This window comes from Photobacterium malacitanum (assembly GCF_900185615.1).
Classification (GTDB): domain Bacteria; phylum Pseudomonadota; class Gammaproteobacteria; order Enterobacterales; family Vibrionaceae; genus Photobacterium; species Photobacterium malacitanum.
In genome coordinates this window covers 121,456-148,008 of record NZ_FYAK01000007.1, presented here as the reverse complement: position 1 = coordinate 148,008, position 26,553 = coordinate 121,456, and the positions used below count along the sequence as shown (strand labels likewise).

Sequence of the window (26,553 nt, the reverse complement as noted above, 5' to 3'; positions counted from 1 at the left end):
TCCCATTCAGCATTCATTAAAAAGGCCAATCATATGATGATTGGCCTTAAATCTAATCGTAACTTGCTGACAAGTTATACCACTGATGTTAGTTAATCAGCTCAATTAGTTCATGGATAGTTTTTACTGCAACAATTTTAGCCCCAAGCCCTTCCATTGATTTATGGTAGTTACGGTAAGGAATAAAAATTTCAGTGAATCCATGTTGCGCCGCTTCTTTTACTCGTGGCACACCACTGTCTATGGGACGCACATCACCATTAAGACTTAATTCACCCATAATGCAGGTTGTACGTGGCACTACAAACTCGTTTAAGCTACTGAGTAATGCCGCCACTAATGCCAAATCAATACAGGTTTCTGATTCGTCAATTTTTAAGCCGCCGACAATATTGAAAAATGTATCGTGAAAGATTTTGGTCTTGGCGTGTTTACGTAAAATACCGGTTAGCATTTTAATTCGATTCATGTTCAATCCGACACAGACCCGCTGTGGAAACTCGCCTTCAGTTTCTGTGGTTAGACATTGAATTTCTAATAAAATATTACGGTTACCTTTACGAATACAGGTGATCGCAGAGCCTGATGACTCGGTGGTAGACCCCGATAAGAAAATTTCACTCGGGTTATCAACACTGAGCATACCGCGCTCTGTCATACGGAAAATACCTACCGTATCTACATCACCAAAACGGTTCTTATTGGCACGTAATGTTCGCACTTGACCATCATTGGTATCGATATGCAGTAACGCATCGACAATATGAACCAATGTTTGTGGTCCTGCAATTTCGTTATTTTTATTCACATGCGCAATCAAAAACATGGTGACATTGTTTTGTTTACAATATTGCGTCAATGCTTGTGCGGCGGTTTTTACTTGTGATGGTGAACCAGGACTGCCATTGGCTAAGTCCGTTGATACCGCCTGAATCGAGTCAATAACCGCAAATTTAATCTGTTTTGCCTCTAATTCAGCGATGATCGCTTCAACACTGGTTTCAGCCATCAGGTATAAATTATCTTCATTACAGGTTAACTTTAAGCGATTAACACGGTTTTTAAACTGTGATAGTGATTCTTCCGCGGTACAGTACAGTGATGGCATCAACTTAGACATTCGCGCGACTAAATCGGATAACAAGGTGGTTTTACCCGCACCAGGATCGCCTGAAATAATGTTCACTGAGCCGGTGGTTAGTCCACCACACAACACTCGATCCAGTTCACCAATACCAGTTAACATCTTTTGAGCATCAACGGCTTCAACTTCGTGTAGCTTTTTAGAGCCACCACCTGCAATGCCAGCATAGCCTGACAAGCTTGAACGAGCAGAGGTTACACCTCCAGTTTTGGTGTTAGGAATCGTAAATTCAGTGATGGTATTCCATGATTTACACCCTGAGCATTGCCCTTGCCAACGCGCAAAGTCCATACCACAGTCGCTACATACATACGCTCGTTTTGCTGCTTTTGCCATTCTAATTCCTACATCACTCATTATTCAAAATTGCTAATCAGATTAGCGTCAAGAATTTATCAAATAACGACAAATATACGTCAGTTAATCCTAAACTTTTTTATGCTGTGACCGATAACTATATCCAGCCACTCATTAGTAGACCTACTCATGCATCTCGACGATTATAAAGCCCTGATTGAACAGTTATTGCCAATCTATAACCAACCCGATTTTGAGCCCATGTTTACATTGTTAACTGCGCACGAAACTGGGCCGGTACGGCTACAAATAAAAATGGAAATCAATCGTTTGATGGCCCCTTGCAATAAAATTATTGATCTTCGAGGGCGGGTTAAAGGTCAGTGCCGGCAGTATACATTTAATGGCTATGACCATTGGTTAGATGATGTCGCTATCAATATTTATCATCACCGCAGTCGTGTATTTGGCGGTCAGTATTGCTATGGGCTCTACGAAGAGTTAATTAATACGCATAACAATTTTCGTATTATCCACCAACAACAAAAACAGCCACCAGTAGAGGCTGCAACAACAGACACTCAATATAGTTTATTCCAAGCTAAACTGATTCGGTTTGGATACTACCTTAGTCGTGAAGAGGACAGGCTCAGTATCGCGACCCCAATCGCATTAACATTAGCCAATGGCCAACAAGTGCTGGCGACAACAGTCGATCTTTCTCTGTCTGGGGCTAAATGTAAAGTGCCGGCGGCGTTTGATTACCAACTGGGTCAAACGATCACCGCTTCGTTTCCACAACTGGCACAACAATACCAAGATGCGCGTCTTAACCAAAGTCACCACTATCGTATTTTAGCCATTGATGATATTCAAGATAACGACAGTATTAAATGGTTACGCTTATTAGCATTAACTGAAAATACAGCACTACAAGCAATTATTAAGCATGATCAGCATCAATCGTTAAGTCGTAATAACCATGACGATAAGATTATTCAATTACGTACGCAAGGGTTCGAGCATTGCTACCTTAAGCATACAACAACGATGCCATTATTTTTTGCAGGAACTCACCTCAAATACAGCTTATTAACCGATCATAATCAACACCAATGGCAATACTGGCATGATGAACGTAACCAGCCTGTGATTAATCATCTACTATCGGCCTCTCGTATCAGTAATCTCGGTTTAAGTAAGGTTTCACAAACCAGTACCTTAATTTATAGCTTTTTTCATGAGCACCAAGGCCAACGTTACTTTTATTCCGCAGCATTGCCTGAAATGACACCTCAACAACGGCTGTTATTTTGGCAGGTTGGTGCAAAACGTCAAAGTTGGCGCGTAATGCGATTAACACTCTACCCTTTAACCGCCAATGATATTCAAACATTATCCCAATTGACGCCAGAAATGATGCCATGTTGTCAGGACTTATCTCATATTGGTACTTTGCAGGATTTAACTCACTCGCAAGTCCAACCTGATTATCTGGCTGGCGCTGCGTCAACGTTAATGGCTCAAGAGTTACATCAGTTCCGCCATCCTCGTAACCCGATTAGCCAAGCAGAAGCGATTCACTTTGATCCTAAACCATTGCGCAGTGAATCTCGGTTTCAATATCAGACAGCCATCACCCTTCAACAAGATCAGGGTACGATCAACGGTCATTCAATTGATTTTTCCAGCCGTGGACTGAATATAAATTTAGATCAACCACTACGCTGTAAACAAGGTGATACCGTGATCATTAGATTTACCGACTTAGCCCGTAGCACTAAGAACAGTATTTTAACAAGAATGCCTTATCAGATTGTTCGCACGAGTCCTAATGGCAAAAACATTCAATTAACAACCATAGAAAATGAAGACGGTTTATTAGGCGGACAATTTCTACAAACATTAATTGCCTCCAACCTCGAAAAGCTCTCTGTGTGTAAAGAACCGCAACCCTCGGCGGCAATGTTATTTGCAATGCATCAAATGTTGCTGACTCGATTGCATTGTTTGCCTTATTTCGCTGAAAAAGTTGACCATAAAATCAAGGTAAAAGCGGTTGGATCTAATTTCCCATTGTCACCACTGGCAACCATACTCCACCAGCTAAGTGATAATGATCGCTGTGATCTGGATATTATTTTCAAACAACGAGTGAAACAATTACTCGCTGATCCGATGCGACCGCGAGACAAGCAACCCCCTCCCGTTATTCATGAATTATATTTAGCGGTTAGGATGAAAGACAATAAAGTGCATCAGGTTGATACTAAACTACGCCAAGATTTTGATGATATTGCCAGCCAACGTGCATATATTCAGCAGGCTCGCCAACATGGCGACTTATTTGCATTGCGGATCACCGCATTACCCGTGTTGAATCCACTGACGATCTTAATTGGCGAAAAACTGAGTAAACTGGCTCGCTTAACATTGCATCGAGCGCGAGCATTAGAAATGGAGTTCACATCATTGATCGGTTGTGGAGAAATTTTAGATATTACTGATGAAGTGTTAATTCGGCTTGAAATTCATTAATGTGATGAGCCATTCGCACCGCTTATAGGGTGCGAATGCTACGACAAACCTACCAAGCTAACCGTTGTTCGGCGAGGGATGCTGATAAGATACAAATTACCGCCCCTAAATCAGCCTGCCGAATAGCCACATTGGCCTGTTGTTCAACGACAGGTTTAGCATGATAAGCAATGCCAAGCCCTGCTACTTCCATCATCAGTAAATCATTAGCACCATCACCGACAGCAACGGTATTATGCGGTTCAATATCAAACTCCTCGGCTAATGCCAATAATATTTCAGCTTTAGCTTTGGCATCAACCACTTTGCCAATTACCCTACCGGTTAACTTACCGTCAATAATTTCCAGCGTATTTGATGTTGCTGATACTAAATTAAATTGTTGCTGCAAATGATCGGAAAAATAGCTAAATCCGCCAGAAGCGATCGCGACTTGCCAACCATAATGGTGTAAGGTCGCAATCAATTGAGGCAATTCTGTCATTAACGGTAGCTGATCACGAACTTGGGTTAAAATCGCTTCATCTGCACCAGCTAACGCAGCTACGCGCTGACGTAAACTTTGCTCAAAGTCTAATTCACCCGACATTGCACGCTCTGTAACCGCAGCCACTTCTTCACCAACCCCAGCAAGTTTGGCGATTTCATCAATACACTCAATCTCAATCGCAGTTGAGTCCATGTCTAATACCACTACCCCTGGCATTGATAAATCAGGAATATCGCTCACATAAGCAAAGTCTAATTGTTGTTCAATCACTTTTTGCTGTTGCTCTAACGTTAACTCACTGGCAATTAAAATGGCATCATAGGCGCCCACTTTCCAAGCTGCGACAATATCAACAGCACTCAAACCAGCATCATTAATCGCCTCAATATTATCAGTGGTAATTTGTTTACCATAGACTAACCAGTTTGCTTGGCGCTTACTGGTATTAGTGACAGATAAAATCTCGGGAAAGCGTTTAAATAAGGTCGGGTGTTTGTTGATTTTGAGTACGTTCGCAACGTCCATTATGTCATCCTTAACAATTTGATTACTATAAACCTAACGATTGTACTCATGAAGAGCAAGCCCAATTGTAAAATGACAGTTATATCACTAATCACAAAAAGTCATTTATAACTATAAAATCAGCGACTTGAAAAAATCTCTTTTTTAATCATAACCATCAAACATTTGTTAACAAAGTTTAACAATTACCTAGCGGTGAAATAATCATCTATTATTTTTTTAGTGTAGAATAACCGTCATCGAAGTAATCGAGAGCTATCAATGATCCAATGGAACACCAAACGGTGGCAACGTCAGCGACTGCATAAAGCCGTTATATTACTAATATGCCTATTAACATTTATTGGTATTCTTCAATACGGCGCATCACTTAGCCAACAAAACTACCAATTGCTAAGTGAGCAAACTCAAACCTTATCACAAATTATTGTGCGTCAAGCAGCTCAAAATGCAGCACTAGATATTGAAAATAAAGACCAAGATCAGCTGCAATTATTAGTGCAGAATTTAGCCACAGAACCATTAATCTTGGATGCTAGCATTTACAATCTTGAGGGGGTGGTATTAGCCAAAACCAAAGCAGCAATGCCATTAGAGCAATTAACTGGGCTATCAACACCACTGGCAATAGCGAGTATCGGTCGTCAACAAATTGCGGAACCTGTATTGCTTAATGGTCATATTATTGGCTTTATGCGGATCACGCTCGAACACGATAAATTACTCACTCATGCTTACGCTAACATGGCGACCATGACTGCTATTATTCGAGGCTTAGTGATCGCAGCATTGATTCTAGGCGGGTTATTGATGTTGGTCTTTAGCCGTCAGCATTACCAAGGACATTTTCCATTTCTGCGTAATCAGCACCAATAAGTATAATTAGCAGCACTAAAAAAGCGGCAACAGTTAGCACTGTTACCGCTTTTTTATTCGACTTTCTCATTCAAATAAGAACCTATAAACGGCCTTATTTCAACGTCGATTACTCAGCATCACCAAGTAATACTGATTCTAATGCGATTTCAATCATCTCATTGAACGTTAATTGACGCTCTTCAGAGGTTGTTGCTTCACCGCGTAGAATATGGTCAGAAACAGTACAGATAGTCAGTGCTTTAGCACCAAACTCTGCTGCTACGCCGTAAATACCAGCCGCTTCCATTTCAACACCAACAATGCCGTACTTATCCATTGTTTTGAAGAAATCAAAGTCTGGGTTGTAGAACAAATCTGCAGAGAAGATATTACCGACTTTAACTGGAATACCTTTTGCTTTTGCTGCATCGACTGCATTTTGTACCATACCGAAGTCAGCAATTGCTGCGAAATCGTGGCCACCAAAACGAATGCGGTTTACTTTAGAATCTGTTGATGCGCCCATGCCGATAACAACATCACGTAATTTAACGTCATCACGTACAGCACCACAACTACCGACACGGATAATTTTCTTCACGCCAAAGTCTTTAATCAACTCTGTCGCATAGATAGAACAAGAAGGAATACCCATACCGTGGCCCATAACAGAGATCTTACGACCTTTGTAAGTACCAGTGAAACCAAGCATGCTGCGTACGTTACATACTTCAGTCACATTCTCTAAGAATGTTTCTGCAATAAACTTAGCACGTAGTGGATCACCAGGCATCAGCACGACATCTGCAAAATCACCCATTTCAGCATTAATATGTGGAGTAGCCATCGTTATATCCTTTTGTTAATTGAATCAGTTATCAGTAGCACTCGCATTTACTCTCAATGTACCTTACTGATAACCAATAACCGCTATCATATAAACAACCACATTTTTATACTAATCAAGGCGATTAATCCAATGATTCCTCGCCTTGATGAGCAGAATAATAGTTGTTTATTCGTATTTATAGAAACGACTTACCGTAAGCCATATCAGAAGTACCAAAGTACTCAGCAAGGCTCTGGCCAATGTCAGCAAATGTTTCACGACGACCTAATGAACCTGACTTCACTTTTGGTCCAGTAACAATCACTGGAATATGCTCGCGAGTATGATCTGTACCCGGCCATGTTGGATCACAACCATGGTCAGCAGTAATAATTAGCACATCATCTTCTTTTAGCAAGGCTAAGATTTCAGGTAGGCGGCGGTCAAAGTACTCTAACGCTGCAGCATAACCTGCTACATTACGGCGGTGACCATATGCTGAGTCGAAATCAACGAAGTTAGTAAATACGATACTGTTATCACCCGCTTGGTCAATTTGTGCTAGCGTTGCATCAAACAATGCCGGAATACCGGTTGCTTTTACTTTACGAGAAATACCACAACCCGCATAGATATCAGAAATCTTACCGATAGAAATCACTTCGCCTTGCTTTTCGTCAACCAACTTTTGCAGAATAGTTGCTGCAGGTGGCTCAAGAGACAAGTCGCGACGGTTACCCGTACGCTCAAACTGACCTTTACCAGCACCAGTAAATGGACGCGCAATAACACGGCCAATATTGTAATCTTCTAGTTCTTCACGAGCGATATGACAAAGTTCCATCAACTTATCAAGACCGTAAGTCTCTTCATGACATGCAATTTGGAATACAGAGTCAGCAGATGTATAGAAAATTGGTTTACCTGTTTGCATGTGCTCTTCACCCAAGTCATCCAATACTTGAGTACCAGATGCATGGCAGTTACCTAGGTAACCGTCTAAGCCTGCACGTGCAAGAATGCGATCAGTTAGTTCTTTAGGGAAACTATTGGTTTTATCACTGAAGTAGCCCCAATCAAACAATACTGGTACACCTGCAATTTCCCAGTGACCAGAAGGGGTATCTTTTCCTGATGAAATTTCTTTCGCGTGGCCGTAAGCACCTACGATTTCAACGTCACTGTCCATTCCTTCAGGAAAACTACCACATGATTCTTCACAGGCTTTTGCTAAACCTAGTTTGGTGAGGTTAGGCAAATGTAACGCGCCACTACGATCACCATTATCCGCTTCACCACGCGCACATGCTGCCGCAATATGACCCAGAGTATTTGCGCCTACATCACCAAAATTAACCGCATCTTCTGTCGCGCCAATACCAAAAGAATCTAAAACTAAAATAATTGAACGTTTCATTTTTGCTCCGTTATACATCTTGTTTGCCAATGCGACGGTATACTTCAGGGGTTGCTTCTGACGTTGTTTCTGCAACGGTAATATTAGCTCGTACTGCTTTCGCCGCTTCTTGCCATTGCGCTTCAGTGCGCGCATGTACCATTGCTAGTGGCGTATCTGCATACACTTCATCACCAAGACGAATCATATTTGATAGACCCACTGCATAATCGATGTTATCGCTAGCGACGCGACGACCACCCCCCATGCCAACAACAGCCATACCTAAACCACGCGTATCCATTGCAGTTGCAAAACCGGTTGTTTCAGCAAATACAGGTTTAATAATCTCTGCTTTATCAAGATAGTTATCATAATTATCGACAAAATCAGTTGGACCACCAAGACCTGCAACCATTTTGCCAAAACGTTCTGCTGCTTGACCATTATCTAACACTGCTTGAAGTTTGGCACGTGCTTGCGGTAAATCTGATGCAAGTTTACTGATAACTAACATTTCAGCACACAAAGCCATTGTTACTTCATATAGACGCGGATTACGGTATTCACCCGTTAAAAACTGTACAGCTTCACGTACTTCAAGCGCATTACCAGCTGTTGATGCCAATACTTGGTTCATGTCAGTCAATAACGCAGATGTACATGTACCTGCACCATTAGCAACCGCCACAATTGATTTTGCTAATTCTTCTGATGCTGCGTAAGTTGGCATAAATGCGCCAGAGCCTACTTTTACATCCATCACTAAGTAATCTAAACCTGCGGCTAATTTTTTAGACAAAATAGACGCAGTGATCAATGAAATATTATCCACTGTCGCTGTAACATCACGGGTTGCGTACACACGTTTATCAGCAGGGGCTAAATCACCTGTTTGACCGATAATTGCCACACCCGCTTCTTTGGTTACTTTACCGAACACTTCATTGCTTGGCGTAATGTTATAACCTGGAATCGATTCCAACTTATCTAATGTACCGCCAGTATGGCCAAGACCACGACCTGAAATCATTGGTACATAGCCACCACATGCCGCTACCATAGCGCCCAGCATTAAAGAGGTCACATCACCCACACCACCGGTTGAGTGCTTATCCACAATTGGACCATCGAAGTTCATATGGCCCCAATCAATCACCATACCAGAATCACGCATTGCACAGGTTAATGCGACCCGCTCATCCATAGTCATATCATTAAAATAAACCGCCATTGCAAATGCTGCGATTTGACCTTCAGAGACAGTGTTCTTCGCTACACCTTGAATGAAAAAATTAATTTCATCTGCTGTTAAAGCAATATTGTCGCGTTTTTTACGAATAATTTCTTGAGGTAAGTACATGACGATCCTCTTACTGGTATAGATTTCAATGGAGAAAATTAATTATCTAACGGTCAAATTGCGCTATTAAGTCGCCAAAATTTGCTTGCAAAAATCCGTCACTGATGACTAAACATCATTGATAAATACGGTTAAATAACCTAGATAATTGTCACTAATATAAAAAAATTAGTGTTAAGAAATAATAAGGTGGCATAACGCCACCTTATTCAAAGACGCTTAGTAGCCGCCTTGTGCTGCTTGCTCGCCTTCACCTAATGTGTGAAGTAAGTTAGCAAGTAGGCTTGATGCACCGAAACGGTAATGACGGCTATCAGCCCACTCATCACCAAGAATAGTGTTAGCCATTGCTAAGTATTGTTGTGCATCTTCAGCAGTACGCACACCACCAGCAGGCTTAAAGCCAACTGTTTTTTCTACGCCCATATCTTTAATCACATTTAGCATGATTTCAGCATATTCAGGTGTTGCGTTTACAGGCACTTTACCTGTTGATGTTTTAATGAAGTCAGCACCAGCATTAATACTGATTTCAGACGCTTGCTTAATAAGCGCTTCCGTTTTTAACTCACCAGTTTCGATGATAACTTTTAGTAGTACGTTATCGCCACATGCTGCTTTACATTGCTTCACAAGCTCAAAGCCTACTTCTGCATTGCCAGCCATTAGTGCGCGGTATGGGAATACTACGTCTACTTCATCTGCGCCGTAAGCTACAGCTGCTTTCGTTTCAGCAACAGCGATCTCAATGTCGTCGTTACCGTGTGGAAAGTTAGTCACGGTTGCAATACGTACATCTGGTGTACCTTGTTCACGTAGCTGCTTTTTAGCAACAGGAATAAAACGTGGGTAGATACATACTGCGGCAGTGTTACCAACAACTGTTTTTGCGTTCTTACACAGTGCGATCACTTTTTCATCAGTGTCGTCTTCATTCAATGTTGTAAGATCCATTAACTTTAGTGCACGTAATGCCGCAGCTTTTAAATCGCTCATGACTCTCTCCAGTCGTAATGTTTGATCGAGATAGCATCAATAATACTATCTGAATACTCGATATGAATTCAGCAGTGAACTCATCAATTTCACTGCGATGCAACGACATTGATTATCGCTGTCATCTATGAGCGGACGTTGTTCCTTGAAGACCCAGTTATCGCTTAGCATAATACTGGTTGCTATCCTTAGCACCGCGCGTGCGACCTAAGACAACGTTTCGTTGATCAACTTGTCTAGGTTTTACCTAACTTATAATATCAACTCAACCACGACTCGACCATTAAACTCGTGTTTCCTGTGGTGGATAATATGTTTACTGAAATAAATACTGCTATCGTAACTCATGCAACTTGATCATAAAAAAAGCCATTTATTGCATAACTTATTATTAATGATGCAAATAACAGCAATAATTTATTATCAATAATAGTGGTACTGTTTCTATCAGAGAATAATAACAGAGTGAAAATTTAGAAAGGCGAACGCAATCGATTTTATTACATTAAATTCGGTTAATTACGTTTAAACCCATACCAACTCACCAACCGTATAACAAAAAAAAGCGCCACCGCTAATGCGGTGGCGCTAATAATAGTCTGTTATTTATTGTTGCCGATATTATTACGCTGCAAGAGCAATAAATAGACCAGCAATCGTTGCAGACATAAGGTTAGATAACGTACCTGCTGCCACAGCCTTCATACCAAAGCGAGCGATTTCAGCACGACGTGTTGGTGCAAGGCTACCAATACCACCCAGTAGAATAGCGACTGAAGATAGGTTCGCGAAACCACACAATGCAAATGAGATGATCGCTTTAGTCTTATCTGACATTACCGCACCAGTCTCTGCTACTAACAGACCACCGTCAGCGACATCTTTCAGGTAAGGGGCAAAGTTTAGGTAAGCAACGAATTCGTTAACAACAATCTTTTGACCGATGAATGAGCCAGCAAGTTGTGCTTCGCCCCATGGCACACCGATTAGGAATGCAAGTGGTGAGAAGATGTAACCTAGAATTAATTCTAGTGTTAACTGAGGCATACCGAACCAACCGCCGATACCACCTAACATGCCGTTTACTAATGCGATTAGACCAATGAAGGCAAGTAGCATTGCGCCAACGTTTAGTGCTAGTTGCATACCTGATGACGCACCCGCAGCTGCTGCATCAAAAATGTTAGCTGGTTTTTCTTCAGCTTCATCAACGTTGTCACCTAGCTGCTCAATTGGCTGCTCAGTTTCAGGCTTGATGATTTTTGCAAATAATAGACCACCAGGTGCTGCCATGAATGACGCAGCAATCAAGTACTCTAGTGGTACACCCATTTGTGCGTAACCTGCTAGTACACCACCAGCAACTGACGCCAAACCACCACACATTACCGCAAATAGCTCAGACTGAGTCATCTTAGGTACGAATGGACGAATAACTAATGGTGCTTCTGTTTGACCAACAAAGATATTTGCTGTTGCAGACATTGATTCTGCATGTGATGTACCCAGTACTTTACGTAGTCCGCCACCAAGAATATTGATAACAACCTGCATAATGCCTAAGTAATAAAGCACGCTAATAAGCGCAGAGAAGAACACGATAACTGGCAGAACGCGTAAAGCGAAAACAAAACCGCCACCGCCGAACAGTTCAAACATCTTGTTTGAAGTCAGACCGCCAAATAAGAAGTTAATACCGTCATTACCGTAAGCAATAACGTTAGCAACTGCTTGTGACATACCGTACAGCACATCACGGCCTACAGGTACATAAAGTACAAATGCACCCAACAGGAATTGGATAGCAAATGCGCCACCAACAGTACGTAGATTGATCGCTTTACGGTTATCAGAAAGTAGTACAGCAATGAGTAGCAGTACCACCATCCCAACAAGGCTCATTAGCAGGCTCATGATTTATGGAATCCTATAGTTAAGTTTTGGCGTCTTGACAGTTCGGCTCTTTAAGAGTTGGCGCATTATACTCATGGAGTTAGCGATGATGTAATGCCAAGATCACAATTTATGAGGAAACTTCATGAATTAGAATTCGCTATTGTGATCGCTATCACAAATAAATCACGACGATATGCAAACGATTAGCGCAATCGTTTGGCTTTGGCAGCAAAATCACATCTTGATTTGAAATAATTCAGCCGTTGTTAAGGTTGTGACCTGTGCTATGTGCGCATATGTCTCGCCTCGAAGTTGCGCTAATACGGTCACAATATCAACTAACCGCTCGGGACGATTCGGTTGACCTTGATAGCCTGCAAGAGGCATATCTGGAGCATCAGTTTCCAATAACAGCGCTGATAACGGTAATTTAGTTATAGTAGCGCGAGTTTTCTGCGCTCGACTATAGGTAATTGTGCCACCAACGCCAATTTTGATACCAAGATCAACAAGCTGAGTTGCCTGTTGGTAACTGCCACTAAAACCATGATAAACACCTCCCGCTTTTGGTAACTGTTGGCGTAATAACTGCACCAATTCAGGAAACGCTTTACGACAATGTAATATCACGGGTAATTGATATTGATTCGCCAATATTAATTGTGCTTGTAGCCATTCAAGCTGTTGGTCACGATTAACATTTGCGACCGCAAAATCTAACCCACACTCACCAACGGCGACACAACGATAATCATCTTTAGCATGAGCAAGCTCAGTGGTTAACTCACTAACAACCTCGGCACTATGTTGATGACTAAAAAAAGGATGGATCCCTAAGCCATAATACAAGCCTGAGAATTGCTGACACAAACCGGCAACTGTACTCCAATTATTGTTGCCGACAGTTGGAATAATCACCGCTTTAACGCCAGCTTGCTGCGCTTGTGTCCACGCTTGAGCTGGATTTTCAGCAAAAGGGGCAAAATCAAAATGACAGTGACTGTCAATGATCACTGAGTTATTGCTCACTACAGACATAGTTTTCATCTCTATCAAGGCAAGTATTGTGGCTATTATTACTCAAATTAAAGCTCAAATACGCCATTCTTTATCTTTGTGAGTAATTCTCCTGTGGCTAGATTGAGTCTAAAGGTAAAATCAGCGACAATAGCGAATAACGCACTCCATTCAAAAAGAACATGCTAATGTCGCAAACACTATTTCAAGGCGAAGTATCGAAACGTCGTACTTTCGCTATCATCTCCCACCCCGATGCGGGTAAAACCACCATTACTGAAAAAGTACTGTTATTCGGAAACGCTATTCAGAAAGCAGGTACCGTAAAAGGTCGTGGTTCTAACCAGCATGCAAAATCTGACTGGATGGAGATGGAAAAAGAACGTGGTATCTCTGTTACTACTTCTGTAATGCAGTTTCCATACAACGAATGTCTGGTAAACCTACTTGATACTCCTGGACACGAAGACTTCTCAGAAGATACTTATCGTACTCTAACTGCCGTTGACTCATGTCTAATGGTTATCGATGCCGCTAAAGGTGTCGAAGATCGTACTCGTAAGTTAATGGAAGTTACTCGCCTACGTGATACGCCTATCGTTACTTTCATGAACAAATTGGACCGTGATATTCGTGATCCAATGGAATTGCTTGATGAAGTAGAAAATGAATTAGGTATGGCTTGTGCTCCTATTTCATGGCCGATCGGTTGTGGTAAAGAGTTTAAAGGTGTTTACCATATTCACCGTGATGAAACGATTCTGTACAGCACAGGTCAAGGCCATACGATTCAAGAACAACGTATCGTCAAAGGTATTGATAACCCTGAACTAGATGACGCTGTTGGTAGCGAGCTAGCAGAACAACTTCGTGAAGAGCTTGAGCTTGTACTTGGTGCTTCAAACGAATTTGATGAAGAACTATTTTTAGCCGGTGAACTAACACCTGTATTCTTCGGTACCGCACTAGGTAACTTTGGTGTTGACCATATGCTTGATGGCTTAACAGCATGGGCACCAGCGCCACTATCTCGCCAAGCCAACGAGCGTGAAGTAGAAGCGACAGAAGATAAGTTCTCAGGCTTTGTATTTAAGATCCAAGCCAACATGGATCCTAAGCACCGTGACCGTATCGCATTTATGCGCATTGTATCGGGTACTTACAATCAAGGTATGAAGATGAACCATGTTCGTACTGGCAAAAATGTAAGTATCTCTGATGCGGTAACCTTTATGGCTGGTGATCGTTCTCGCGCTGAAACGGCTTATGCGGGTGATATTATTGGTTTACATAACCACGGTACCATTCAAATTGGTGATACCTTCACTCAAGGTGAAAGCCTGAAGTTTGCAGGTATTCCTAACTTCGCACCAGAATTATTCCGTCGTATTCGCCTAAAAGATCCACTTAAGCAAAAGCAGCTATTAAAAGGTCTAGTACAGCTTTCAGAAGAAGGGGCAGTACAGGTATTCCGTCCACTACAAAACAACGATTTGATCGTGGGTGCGGTAGGTGTACTTCAGTTTGATGTGGTTGTTGCTCGTCTAAAAGCTGAATATAACGTTGAAGCGATCTATGAAGGCGTTAACGTTGCAACGGCGCGCTGGGTTGAATGTGATGATGCTAAGAAACTTGAAGAGTTTAAGCGTAAGAGTCAATCTAACCTAGCATTAGATGGTGGCGATAACCTCTCTTACATCGCACCAACCATGGTAAACCTAAACCTTGCTAAAGAGCGTTTCCCTGACGTTGATTTCCGTGCGACTCGTGAACACTAATCTTGTGACTGGTTATTAATATCAAAAAGGCCGTATTCAGATGAATACGGCCTTTTTATTCGTCTTTATTTATCGCTACTTTATAAGTAATTTAGCCAAAAGGCATAAACATATACGCCATAATCAACGCATCTTCACGACCATCGATAGCAGGGTAATAGTCAACCCGGCGATTAGTTTCATTAAATCCAGTTGCTTCATAGAGCTTATACGCACCGAGATTACTTTCGCGTACTTCTAACCAAATTTCTTCCGCTTGCTTGGCTGCCAATGCATCAATAAAACCATTGAGTAATAATTTACCGTAGCCTTTACGTTGCTGAGTAGGATCAATGGCAATATTCAATAACGTACCTTCCCCCGCAACCAATTGTCCAAAGCAATACCCTACCACTTGTTCGTCAACCACTAATACATAGTTCGCGGCAATACGGTTAGGCTCTTTACGGATCATCGATTCTGCCCACGGAAAGGTGTTAGCAGCTTGCTCGATGCGCCAAACATCATCGGTATGGTGTGGTTCTAATGGAATAATTTTATGCGTCATAACTACAAATCTGTTGCCATAATGCCTTCTTTAACGAGGGATCATTATGCATAAGTTTTAATGAGGCCGAATTCAGTACCTGACACCCCGTAGGGTGCGCTCCTTGGCAACCCGCAAACCAACACCAGGTTAAATGGTGCTCTGCGATTTGATCAAGTGCCGATAGCGGCAAGGATAATGCTTGCTCTGGGGTCAATTTCATACTTGATAAAATTCGCCCAAATAACCAAGCATCATGTTCATTCAATTCCTCAGCCGTAATAAAAAGCAGCTTACACTCAGCGGGTAGATTGATCACAGGCAGCACTTGATTAGGAAAAAGCTCAGGCTTTCGCACTTGCCAATAAGTGATCCCCATTTCCTGTAACACCTGAATATCGCGTTGCTTCATACCCTACCTGCTATGGAATATAAATGGAGGCTGATCCTAGCAAATCCGCACTGGTTTGTACTCATAAACTATCATCTTCTGTTCCTAATGGCTTAAAAACAACAATGCCGACACTATGTCGGCATTATATTTACTCATCAGTCATTAAATTGAATACTTAATCATGGTAACGCTGTGCTAAGGCATCTGCTGCAACCATCGCGTGATAAACGCGATCAGCATTTACTTTAACCGCCATGTTGCACATAGTATCACCTTCAGCGCAGGCAATTTCAGCCACTTGACGCCATTCAGATTCCACCATTTCTTTAATGCCGAAATCAGCTAACGTTAATGGTAAGCCTGCGGTTTTCATCACGTAAATAACGTTTTCAATTTCTTCAGTATCGGCTTTTTCTAACACTAATTGCGTTAATAAACCAAACGCCACTTTTTCACCATGTTGAATATGGTGTAATTGTGGAAGTGAAGACATACCGTTACTGACTGCGTGTGCAGCCGCTAAACCGCCTGATTCAGCACCAATACCACTTAAGTAAATCGTTGCTTCGACCATTTCCTCTAATGCAGGAGTCACCACATGACGACGCGCGGCATCCATTGCCATTTCTACGTTTTCAACAATCAACTCATAGCACATTAATGCCATACCCAACCCGGTACGTGATACCCGTTTTTGAACAAGGTTTAAACCGTCAGCATAACAACATGCACGTGCTTCAAAGAAAGTCGCTAGCGCATCACCAATACCTGCAGCAAAGAATTTAGTTGGCGCAGCAGCAATAATTCCAGTATCAGCAATAACAGCATCTGGGTTTTGTGGTAGGAATAAGTAACGGTCAAATTCGCCATCATCTTTGTATACAACTGACAACGCTGTACAAGGTGCATCCGTAGAAGCAATGGTTGGAAAAATAATCACCGGAATATGAGCAAAATGCGCCACAGCTTTCGCAACATCCATGGTTTTACCACCACCGATACCGACCACAACATTAGCGCCAACACGTTTAACTATTTCATGGATACGACCAATTTCAGTATCAGTACATTCATATTGAAATTGTTCTGCATGAGCAGTAATACCCGCTTGTTGTAATACCGGTAAAGCTTCAGTTGTGACTTTATTAAGAATAAATTCATCGCAAATCAATAAGGCATTATTACCAAAATCTTTAATAAATCCATCTAACTGTGGTAACAGGTTTTGGCCGATAATAAATTTTTTAGGTGAGGTAATACTACGTGGGATCATTGCTGCTATTCCTTAGAATTATTTATTAGCAATAAAATACCACCACCAAATATGAACCCAAATGGCAAATAAAGAGTTCTTACTTCCCAATATTAAAACAATTACACTTATTTATTAATAACTTATGAATAGAAACCAAAAAACTGCAATCTGAGCTTAATCTCTGATTGCAGCTTTTTTTATCGCCAAGAGTCAAATTTTATTATGCTAACGCATTAAACTCTTCGCAATATTCAACCAAACCTTGATGTTGTTGCACGCTGCCAGGTGCAATTTCTAGCACCATAAAAGCCTCTTCGGTTTCTGGCCAGCGGCACGTTAGTCCATACTGCAGAGCAGCTTGATAACCTGCACGGTGATAATAATTAGGATCGCCTAATACCACCACTGCCGGATAATCAAAATCAGCTAACGTCGCTTGTGCTTCTGCTAATAATGCTAAACCAACCCCTTGCAGGCGATGATCTTCATGTACCGCTAGCGGCGCAAGACCTTGCCAGTTAGTTTCTTGTCCAGCCACTGTGACCGGACTAAAAAAAGCATGACCAATCACTTCACCTTCATCAGTACAAGCGACCAATGATAACGTGCGGCAACCATTTTCACGTAGACGCATCACTAAATTAGCTTCAGCATCAGTCTCAAAAACGGTTTTTAATAATCGATCTATCAATAAAATATCAGCAGGTGCTTCAGATCTAATGAGCATGTATAACCTCGTTCTCAATCACGTTAGCCTGCATTCCCTGATGAATAAAATCAGCTGATTGCTGTAACACAAATTTTACTGGAGCAGGCAGAGAATCAAGATCGATACTGTCCATCAGATTCTTTACTTCCAATCCCAACTCGGTGTCACCTTCAATACGAAGACGACGTTGAAAGAACAGTGTATCAGGATCTTCTTTACGGGCAGCAATTAACACTAAGTCATTACACTCACCACTAAAGCTCACATCATGATGTTCACAGTGCTCTGCAACCACTAACTTTTCATCTTGATAGCTAATAAACCACTGTAATTCTAAATCACGCACTTCTACTTTTAACCAGCGATCTTCAAGGAACTCAAAATCACCGTCTTCTAATGCTTCTTTAAAAACCATTGCTAAGCCATCTAGCATCATTTTCTTTTGAATAGCGAACGGGGTCAGTTTTGCAGGGACGCGTAATAATGCCGGACCATGTTGAACCAATTTTTTTCTAAGTTGAGCAATCACTATGTGTATTCCTGTTTAAAATCGAACGCTAAAAATGGATTGTATGGCAATCTTGGCCATGAGTTTTATGCCTTGAGTCAAAAAAAAGTAACTGCATCGCTAAAACTGGGCATTATTTTGTTAATAAACATTATATTTCCCCCAACTAACATTTACACTGCTGGTAGCTAAACTTCACCTTATCATTAATATCTCAATATAGCGTCAAGGATCAGACATTCATGCACCTAGAGCAACTTGACTATTGGTTTCCATTACTGACAAATAATAGTCCTTTCCTATTTGCTATTCTTGATGACCAGCACAACTATTGTCATGTTAATGAACGTTACTGTGATATCAGCGGTAAACCACAGCATCAATTGCTCGGTAGTAACGATACCGACACCCTCGGCAATTATTATTACCAATGCTTAAAACCCTATTATGATCGTGCTTTTAAAGGAGAAGTGATTGAGGCTGAAATTATCATTGATGACACCTCTCAGCACACCAGTTTGCATATTAGTCTGGCGCCATTAGCTAATATTAACGGTAATATCAGCCACATTATTTTACATTCGATCGATACTTCAGAACGGCATATTCTAATTAATTCTTTACAAGAAGCAGAACACCAACTCAACCAACTACAAAATTTAATGACCGACGGTATGTGTGTGGTTGAAAAAAACATCATCATGAATGCTAATCAACGGGCGGTTGAGTTACTCGCAATGGCGTCAAAAAATGCATTACTGGGACAATCGCTGAGTAATGTATTGCTGAATAACAAGCAGCAGCCTTGTGACAGTAAACAGCTAGAGCACCTCAGCCATAATAATAATCAGCATTATTATGCCGCCCATGGTGAGAATAATTCACCACTGTTATTAGCAACCACCCCCATTACCATAATGGGCGAAACAGCACTATTAATAAAACTCACCGCCACCACCCACACTGATGACCAACAACATAAAATCGAACAATTGATGCAGCTTGATCCACTAACAGGACTTTATAACCGCTATGGTTTTAGCCGCCAGTTAGATTTATTAATGAAAGCGAATACACCGCTATTTATGCTGTATATCGACATTGATAACTTTAAAAATATCAATGATTCATTAGGGCATCATATTGGCGATAAAGTACTGCAAGAAATTGCGCAACGGCTGCAACAGCTACTGCCTAAAAATGCCCTCATTGGTCATTTGAGTGGCGATGAATTTGCGGTACTGGTTACACATCCAGAACATGAAAATAGTGGTGAAATAATTGCAGAGCAGATCATTGCCTTAGTTAACCAACCTTTTGATTTACGCTATTTTAGTAAACACCTTGCTTGCTCTATTGGCATGGTGAAATCGCCAGGAAATGGCCATGATGCACGCATGATGCTACAAAATGCTGATACTGCGATGTATGAAGCCAAAGACCGTGGTCGAAATCGATTAGTGGTCTTCAGTGACGCCATGAGTAAAGAAGCCCGCATGCGTTTATGGCTTGAAATTGAACTTCAAAAAGCGCTGCAAAATAACGGCCTCGAAGTGTGGTATCAACCTAAGGTCAATGCTAAAAGCTTTGACATTGATGGCGCTGAAGCATTAGTTCGCTGGAAGCATCCTGTTGAAGGCTACATCAGTCCAGCGCAGTTTATTCCCGTTGCTGAGCGCTCAGGTCTTATTGAACAATTAGGCCGAGTGGTGATGCGAGAAGTGTTTACCACCGTTAACCAATGGAAAAAACAACAACTTTTAAAAGGTCGTGTCGCGATTAACTTATCATCTCAACAATTTGAAAACCCTAAGTTAATCAGTTTTGTTGATCAACTGCGCCAGCTAACCGGGATTAATGCGGCTGACTTTACCTTTGAGCTCACAGAAAGTACGGTAATGAGTGACGGTGAGCATACGATTCAGATGTTAAATGCCATTAAACAACAAGGATTTGCGTTATCTATTGATGACTTTGGTACCGGCTATTCTTCCCTGTCTTATTTAGCTCGTTTTCCCCTTGATGAACTTAAAATTGATCGCGCATTTATTAAAGACATTGATACCATTCCCAAACAAATTACTCTGATTGAAAATATCATCAATTTAGGCAAGTCACTTAATATGAGTGTGGTGGCAGAAGGCATTGAGACCCGTCAACAAGCAACCCTACTGTCAAACCTTAATTGCGACTATATTCAAGGGTTTCATTTTCACCGCCCGATGCCTAAACAAGAGCTTGAGCAATTGTTATTAAAAGAAAAAATTTATCTCAACGGTTGATATCAGTCTAAAAATGCGATCATTTAGTAACAATTTTATTGTTTTATATCAACAAAACCTGCCTAGCATCAAGATCTATAACAATAAACACTTTTACTATAATGGCATCGCTTTTATGCAAAGATTGGATAATAAAAAAACATGGAGCTTCTTTGCCCAGCTGGCAATTTACCAGCGTTAAAAACAGCTATTGATAATGGTGCAGATGCGGTTTATATCGGTTTTAAAGACGATACTAACGCTCGCCATTTTGCGGGATTAAACTTCACTGATCGCAAACTTGAAAAAGCTGTGCAATATGTAAAAGATCATGATCGTAAATTGCATGTTGCTTTAAATACTTTTGCCCATCCTGATGGTTTTAGTCGTTGGACCAAAGCCGTCGATAATGCAGCAGCCATGGGCGTGGATGCACTGATTGTGGCTGATATCGGTGTGCTTGAATATGCTGCCACTACCTACCCTGATTTAGAATTACATCTTTCAGTACAGGCGTCAGCCACCAACACTGCTGCGATTGAATTTTATCAACAAAACTTCAATATTAAGCGAGTGGTATTACCGCGCGTACTGTCGATACACCAAGTAAAGCAGCTAGCACGTAATACTGATATGCAGCTAGAAGTTTTTGCTTTTGGTAGCTTGTGCATTATGTCTGAAGGTCGCTGTTATTTATCTTCTTACATGACAGGTGAATCACCTAATACTGTTGGTGCTTGTTCACCCGCTAAGTATGTTCGCTGGCAAGAAACGCCACAAGGGCTAGAATCACGCTTAAATGAAGTGCTCATTGATCGCTATGCAGCGGGCGAAAATGCGGGTTACCCAACCTTATGTAAAGGTCGATTTGATATCAATATTGAAGGTAATAACAAACGCTTTCATGCACTAGAAGAGCCTACTAGTCTTAATACCTTAGAGATTCTACCTGAGCTGTTTAAAGCCAATATTGCATCGGTTAAGATTGAAGGCCGTCAACGTAGCCCTGCGTATGTAGAACAAGTGACTCGCACTTGGCGTGCTGCGATTGACCACTACTTAGCAAACCCAGAAGGCTACAGTGTTAATCCAGCCTGGAACGCATGCCTAGGTAATTTATCTGAAGGTAAACAAACAACATTAGGTGCATACCACCGTAAATGGCAATAAAGGATCATTAATGAAATATTCACTTGGGCCATTGCTTTACTTTTGGCCTCAGCATGATGTTGAAACGTTTTATCAACAAGCCAAACACAGCAACGTTGATGTGATTTATTTAGGGGAAACCGTGTGCTCTAAACGTCGAGCACTAAAACCTGCCCAATGGATCGATATCGCTAAAGAGCTCGCAGCAAATGGCAAGCAGGTTGTGCTATCAACCATGGCACTGCTAGAAGCACCTAGCGAAGTCAACATCATGAAAAAATATATCGATAATGGCGACTTTATTGTTGAAGCTAACGATGTATCTGCAATTCAACTGGCCTCACAAAGCAAGGTACCCTTTGTAGTAGGGCCTGCGGTAAATTGCTATAACGCTCAAACGTTGAAGTTGTTTGCGAAACAAGGCATGACTCGTTGGTGTATGCCTGTTGAGCTGTCTCGTGATTGGTTACTTAACACGCTAACCGAGTGCGAAAAACTTGGAATACGTCAACAATTTGAAACTGAAGTCTTTAGCTATGGCTACCTTCCATTAGCTTACTCCGCACGCTGCTTTACTGCTCGTGCTGAAAATAAAGCCAAAGATGATTGTGAAACTTGCTGTATTAAATATCCGCAAGGGATCACCGTTAACAGCCAAGAAGATCAAAAAGTCTTCACTCTTAATGGCATTCAAACTCAATCCGGTTACTGTTATAACCTGATCAATGATTTGAAAGGCATGAAAGATATGGTCGATGTGGTTCGATTAAGCCCAATGGGACTTGATACCCTGACACTGATTGATGATTTCCGTGCCAATGAACAAGGTGATATTCGTCATCCACTTGCTGATGGCCATCAATGCAATGGTTACTGGCATAACCTCGCCGGATTGGATATTCGCTAGAGATTCGGGATTCGAGGTTCGAGATTTGAGGTTCGAGGTTCGAGGTTCGAGGTTCGAGGTTCGAGATTCGAGATTCGAGATTCGAGGTTCGAGATTTGAGGTTCGAGATTCGAGATTCGAGATTCGAGATTCGAGGTTCGAGATTCGAGATTCGAGGTTCGAGATTTGAGGTTCGAGATTTGAGGTTCTAGATTCGAGGTTCGAGGTTCGAGGTTCGAGGTTCGAGATTTGAGGTTCGAGGGTCGAGGGTCGTTTAGAGTAAAAAATAGCCGCTAATCATAGCGGCTATTTTTATAGAACATGATTATGACGATACATTTGGAGAAGTTAACGCTACAGGTGCTGCATTTTGCTCTGCGGTAAAAATACGATTTAATTCAAGTAACGATAGTCGATGTTCAATAAACTCATACACATTGCCTGATAAGGCCAATTTATAAAGCATGATCGCCGTCGAATAATCTTGCTGCTGTTGATAACGTTGAGCCAGATAAAAATACCCTTCTGTCAATCGCAGTGATAATTGCTCGTTATCTTTACTCTGCTCGGCAATATCAGTTAAAAACTGATCTTCACTGACTTCACCAAGATACATCCGCACAATCTGCCAGCCCCAATCTTTTTTATCGCTGGCGCTATAACGTTGTTGAAGCAAAGCCTGTGCTTGCTGTGGCACGAATTTCAAATCATTGATATACAGCCAGATCACACGGTAAGGATCATTAATATCCTGCTGATAATGCGGTAATAAATCATCGTTAGCGAGCTCATAACGCTCACCGTAATACAATGCGATACCGCGATTACGATGTGCATAAGGATGATCTGGAGCTAAATCCAGCGTTGAATCAAATGACTCATAAGCAGAATCAAACATCCCCATTTGCGTAAATATCACCCCTGCAACATTAAATAAATCGGGTTGATTTGGGTTTAAGGTTAACGACTTATTAAAGTCTAACCGCGCTAAATCGCGTAAACCTAAACTGTCATGCAATAAACCACGATCATAATAAATAGTCGCTAAGGTTGCTTGAGGTATATTAGGCTGCTTTAATATTTGCTCAATCCGTGCCAACTGAATCTGCTGCGGCAAACTTGGTTGATAAGGGATCGCCATTGGCGGATGGCTCCATGTTGTTGGCATGACCGAACATCCGCTTAGCATCAATGCAGATGCAATTACAACATATTGAAGGTGGCGTATTATCAACTCAATTCTCCCTGTGACATCAATGACGATCCAACGTCTATGATAATATTTAGATCAAAAAAAAGGGGCTATTAAGCCCCTTTATATCATGATATTAGCAAAACGCTTAGCCTTGTGGCTGCTCGTCTTGTGCAGGAGCTGCGGCTGGCGCTTCTACTGCTTCTTTCATGCTTAGACGAATACGGCCTTGACGGTCGATTTCAAGAACTTTAACTTGAACTTCTTGACCCATCTGTAGGTAATCAGACACTTTCTCTACACGATCTTGTGAAATTTGAGAAATGTGAACTAGACCTTCTTTTGCACCGATAACTGATACAAACGCACCGAAGTCAACGATACGCATTACTTTACCAGTGTAAACACGGCCAACTTCAACGTCTGCAGTGATTTCTTCGATACGACGGATTGCTTCTTGTGCAGCAGTTCCTTCAGTCGCAGCGATCTTCACTGTACCATCATCTTCGATTTCGATTGTAGTACCAGTTTCTTCAGTTAGTGCACGAATAACTGCACCACCTTTACCGATCACATCTTTGATCTTCTCTGGGTTGATCTTCATCATGTGAATGCGAGGAGCAAACTGAGAGATCTCTTCACGAGGAGTATTGATTGCATTATCCATTACGCTAAGGATGTGCTTACGCGCGCCTTTAGCTTGGTTAAGTGCAATTTCCATGATCTCTTTAGTGATACCTTCGATCTTGATATCCATCTGAAGTGCTGTGATACCGTCATCAGTACCCGCTACTTTAAAGTCCATGTCACCTAGGTGGTCTTCGTCACCAAGAATGTCAGAAAGAACAACGAAATCATCGCCTTCTTTCACTAGACCCATTGCGATACCAGCAACAGATGCTTTAATTGGCACACCAGCGTCCATAAGTGCTAGCGACGTACCACATACAGAAGCCATTGAAGATGAACCGTTAGATTCAGTGATTTCTGATACTACACGTACAGTGTATGGGAATTCGTCAACAGATGGCATTACCGCTTGAATACCACGCTTCGCCAACTTACCGTGACCAATTTCACGACGCTTAGGCGAACCAACAAAACCCGTTTCACCTACACAGTATGGAGGGAAATTGTAGTGAAGAAGGAAGTGATCTTTCTTCTCACCCATGATGCTATCAAGGATTTGAGCATCACGTTGTGTACCCAATGTTGCAGTAACAAGTGCTTGAGTCTCACCACGTGTAAATAGTGAAGAACCGTGAGTACGTGGAAGTACACCAGTACGTACGTCTAGCGCACGAACCATGTCTTTTTCACGACCATCGATACGTGGGTGACCAGCAATGATACGGCCACGTACAACTGTCTTCTCAAGATCGTGGAAGATAGTGTGAATTTCTTTCGCGTTTGCTTCAACATCTTCAGCAAGAATTGCGTCATTTACTTCAGCAGCAATCTCATGAATACGGTCGTAACGCGCCATTTTCTCTGTGATTTGGTAAGCTTCAACAAGCTTAGCTTCTGCAAGTTCAGCGATCTTAGTTTTAAGTGCTGTATTTTCTTCTGGCGCAGTCCAATCCCAAGCAGGAGTCGCAACTTCAGCTGCAAACTCATTGATTGCATTGATAACAGTTTGTTGTTGGTCGTGACCAAATACAACCGCTTGTAGCATTTGCTCTTCAGATAGACGGTCAGCTTCTGACTCAACCATCAATACTGCATCTTTAGTACCAGCAACAACAAGATCTAGACGGCTTGTTTCTAGCTCGTCATTACTTGGGTTTAGAACGAATTGATCGTTAATGTAACCCACACGTGCTGCACCAATAGGACCATTGAATGGAATACCAGAAATAGCAAGTGCTGCAGAAGTACCAATCATTGTAACCATATCAGGGTTAACAGCAGGGTTTACAGAAACCACTGTTGCAATAACTTGTACTTCGTTTTTGAAATCGTCAGGGAATAACGGACGGATTGGACGGTCGATTAGACGTGCAGTCAGTGTTTCACCTTCAGAAGGACGGCCTTCACGCTTGAAGAAACCACCAGGGATTTTACCTGCAGCGTAAGTACGCTCTTGGTAGTTCACTGTTAGCGGGAAGAAGTCTTGGCCTTCTACTGCTGTTTTCTTACCAACAACAGAAACAAACACTGATGTGTCGTCCATGCTAACCATTACTGCAGCAGTCGCTTGACGTGCTATAACACCAGTCTCAAGAGTAACCGTGTGGTTACCGTACTGGAAAGTCTTTACGATAGGATTCACGTGAATTTCCTTAAATATATTCCGCTTTCTATTTGCGGGTCAATTATAACCAACACAAACATAAGCGTCATGTAATTGATGTCCACTTTATTATGATTTCACGTATCGCGACTAATCAAAGTTCTCAGATAACGAAAACTTTTATTAGCCGCGACCTGAAGGTCGACGAAAACGACTCGCAAAGCCATAAAGTAGTGGATATTTGCAGTTATTTACTCGGCACCTATCATATCTCTGCCTAAGCATTCATACAACAAACTTGAGCTTAACTCCG

At 41.7% G+C, this 26,553-nt stretch carries 21 protein-coding genes; 6 read left to right on the top strand and 15 right to left on the bottom strand.

Annotation, left to right across the window (positions count from 1 at the left end; all coding sequences use genetic code 11):
- Positions 1 to 88: 88 nt before the first annotated feature.
- On the bottom strand, positions 89 to 1,480 hold the full coding sequence (gene radA, locus PMAL9190_RS15010; protein ID WP_087845891.1) for a DNA repair protein RadA: 1,392 nt from the start codon (positions 1,478 to 1,480) through the stop codon (positions 89 to 91).
- Between the two features lie 150 nt (positions 1,481 to 1,630).
- Between radA and PMAL9190_RS15005 the strand changes: the two genes are divergently transcribed.
- Entirely contained in the window at positions 1,631 to 3,979 is a 2,349-nt protein-coding gene (locus PMAL9190_RS15005) for a PilZ domain-containing protein (RefSeq protein ID WP_087845890.1), read from the top strand.
- A 49-nt stretch (positions 3,980 to 4,028) separates the two neighbouring features.
- Here PMAL9190_RS15005 and serB read toward each other — a convergent pair whose 3' ends face one another.
- Positions 4,029 to 4,994, bottom strand: coding sequence for a phosphoserine phosphatase (serB, locus tag PMAL9190_RS15000; protein WP_087845889.1), 966 nt, complete (start codon positions 4,992 to 4,994; stop codon positions 4,029 to 4,031).
- A 261-nt stretch (positions 4,995 to 5,255) separates the two neighbouring features.
- On the opposite strand from serB, the gene PMAL9190_RS14995 reads away from it, so the two are divergent.
- Positions 5,256 to 5,870: a YtjB family periplasmic protein gene (locus PMAL9190_RS14995; RefSeq protein ID WP_087845888.1), complete on the top strand. Its 615-nt coding sequence runs from the start codon at positions 5,256 to 5,258 to the stop codon at positions 5,868 to 5,870.
- A gap of 109 nt (positions 5,871 to 5,979) precedes the next feature.
- On the opposite strand, the gene deoD is transcribed toward PMAL9190_RS14995, so the two are convergent.
- The 6 genes from deoD to PMAL9190_RS14965 all read right to left on the bottom strand — a co-directional run bounded on the left by deoD (position 5,980) and on the right by PMAL9190_RS14965 (position 13,370).
- A complete protein-coding gene (deoD, locus tag PMAL9190_RS14990) occupies positions 5,980 to 6,699 on the bottom strand; it encodes a purine-nucleoside phosphorylase (RefSeq protein ID WP_036795952.1) in 720 nt (239 codons plus the stop codon).
- 178 nt (positions 6,700 to 6,877) lie between these two features.
- Positions 6,878 to 8,098, bottom strand: a complete 1,221-nt coding sequence (gene deoB / locus PMAL9190_RS14985) for a phosphopentomutase (RefSeq protein WP_087845922.1) — start codon at positions 8,096 to 8,098, stop codon at positions 6,878 to 6,880.
- Positions 8,099 to 8,108: 10 nt separating this feature from the next.
- Positions 8,109 to 9,440, bottom strand: coding sequence for a thymidine phosphorylase (gene deoA, locus PMAL9190_RS14980; protein ID WP_087845887.1), 1,332 nt, complete (start codon positions 9,438 to 9,440; stop codon positions 8,109 to 8,111).
- 219 nt (positions 9,441 to 9,659) lie between these two features.
- On the bottom strand, positions 9,660 to 10,436 hold the full coding sequence (gene deoC / locus PMAL9190_RS14975) for a deoxyribose-phosphate aldolase (protein ID WP_087845886.1): 777 nt from the start codon (positions 10,434 to 10,436) through the stop codon (positions 9,660 to 9,662).
- 624 nt (positions 10,437 to 11,060) lie between these two features.
- Entirely contained in the window at positions 11,061 to 12,350 is a 1,290-nt protein-coding gene (locus PMAL9190_RS14970) for a NupC/NupG family nucleoside CNT transporter (protein ID WP_087845885.1), read from the bottom strand.
- Positions 12,351 to 12,566: 216 nt separating this feature from the next.
- Complete coding sequence (locus tag PMAL9190_RS14965) at positions 12,567 to 13,370, bottom strand: TatD family hydrolase (protein WP_200813429.1); 804 nt, start codon at positions 13,368 to 13,370, stop codon at positions 12,567 to 12,569.
- 167 nt (positions 13,371 to 13,537) lie between these two features.
- Between PMAL9190_RS14965 and prfC the strand changes: the two genes are divergently transcribed.
- On the top strand, positions 13,538 to 15,127 hold the full coding sequence (prfC, locus tag PMAL9190_RS14960) for a peptide chain release factor 3 (protein ID WP_087845884.1): 1,590 nt from the start codon (positions 13,538 to 13,540) through the stop codon (positions 15,125 to 15,127).
- A gap of 91 nt (positions 15,128 to 15,218) precedes the next feature.
- Here prfC and rimI read toward each other — a convergent pair whose 3' ends face one another.
- The 5 genes from rimI to ubiT all read right to left on the bottom strand — a co-directional run bounded on the left by rimI (position 15,219) and on the right by ubiT (position 18,540).
- Positions 15,219 to 15,674 carry a ribosomal protein S18-alanine N-acetyltransferase gene (gene rimI / locus PMAL9190_RS14955; RefSeq protein ID WP_087845883.1) on the bottom strand — a complete coding sequence of 152 codons (456 nt, stop codon included), beginning with the start codon at positions 15,672 to 15,674 and terminating at the stop codon, positions 15,219 to 15,221.
- On the bottom strand, positions 15,664 to 16,065 hold the full coding sequence (locus PMAL9190_RS14950; protein WP_087845882.1) for a DNA polymerase III subunit psi: 402 nt from the start codon (positions 16,063 to 16,065) through the stop codon (positions 15,664 to 15,666). The genes rimI and PMAL9190_RS14950 overlap by 11 nt, the downstream gene beginning before the upstream one ends.
- Before the next feature lie 157 nt (positions 16,066 to 16,222).
- Complete coding sequence (locus tag PMAL9190_RS14945; RefSeq protein ID WP_087845881.1) at positions 16,223 to 17,320, bottom strand: glycerol dehydrogenase; 1,098 nt, start codon at positions 17,318 to 17,320, stop codon at positions 16,223 to 16,225.
- A 202-nt stretch (positions 17,321 to 17,522) separates the two neighbouring features.
- Entirely contained in the window at positions 17,523 to 18,029 is a 507-nt protein-coding gene (locus tag PMAL9190_RS14940; protein WP_087845880.1) for a GNAT family N-acetyltransferase, read from the bottom strand.
- Entirely contained in the window at positions 18,019 to 18,540 is a 522-nt protein-coding gene (ubiT, locus tag PMAL9190_RS14935; RefSeq protein ID WP_087845879.1) for a ubiquinone anaerobic biosynthesis accessory factor UbiT, read from the bottom strand. Before ubiT ends, PMAL9190_RS14940 begins: the two co-directional genes overlap by 11 nt.
- 221 nt (positions 18,541 to 18,761) lie before the next feature.
- On the opposite strand from ubiT, the gene PMAL9190_RS14930 reads away from it, so the two are divergent.
- The 3 genes from PMAL9190_RS14930 (at position 18,762) to PMAL9190_RS14920 (ending at position 22,836) form a co-directional block, all read left to right on the top strand.
- A complete protein-coding gene (locus PMAL9190_RS14930) occupies positions 18,762 to 20,801 on the top strand; it encodes a sensor domain-containing protein (RefSeq protein WP_087845878.1) in 2,040 nt (679 codons plus the stop codon).
- A 141-nt stretch (positions 20,802 to 20,942) separates the two neighbouring features.
- Entirely contained in the window at positions 20,943 to 21,950 is a 1,008-nt protein-coding gene (gene ubiU / locus PMAL9190_RS14925) for a ubiquinone anaerobic biosynthesis protein UbiU (protein ID WP_065169168.1), read from the top strand.
- A 10-nt stretch (positions 21,951 to 21,960) separates the two neighbouring features.
- Positions 21,961 to 22,836, top strand: a complete 876-nt coding sequence (locus PMAL9190_RS14920) for a U32 family peptidase (protein ID WP_087845877.1) — start codon at positions 21,961 to 21,963, stop codon at positions 22,834 to 22,836.
- 304 nt (positions 22,837 to 23,140) lie between these two features.
- On the opposite strand, the gene nlpI is transcribed toward PMAL9190_RS14920, so the two are convergent.
- The gene (gene nlpI / locus PMAL9190_RS14915; protein WP_200813428.1) at positions 23,141 to 24,049 is read right to left on the bottom strand and encodes a lipoprotein NlpI; all 909 of its coding nucleotides are present in this window, start codon (positions 24,047 to 24,049) and stop codon (positions 23,141 to 23,143) included.
- Positions 24,050 to 24,155: 106 nt separating this feature from the next.
- On the bottom strand, positions 24,156 to 26,279 hold the full coding sequence (gene pnp, locus PMAL9190_RS14910; RefSeq protein WP_087845876.1) for a polyribonucleotide nucleotidyltransferase: 2,124 nt from the start codon (positions 26,277 to 26,279) through the stop codon (positions 24,156 to 24,158).
- Positions 26,280 to 26,553 lie beyond the last annotated feature (274 nt).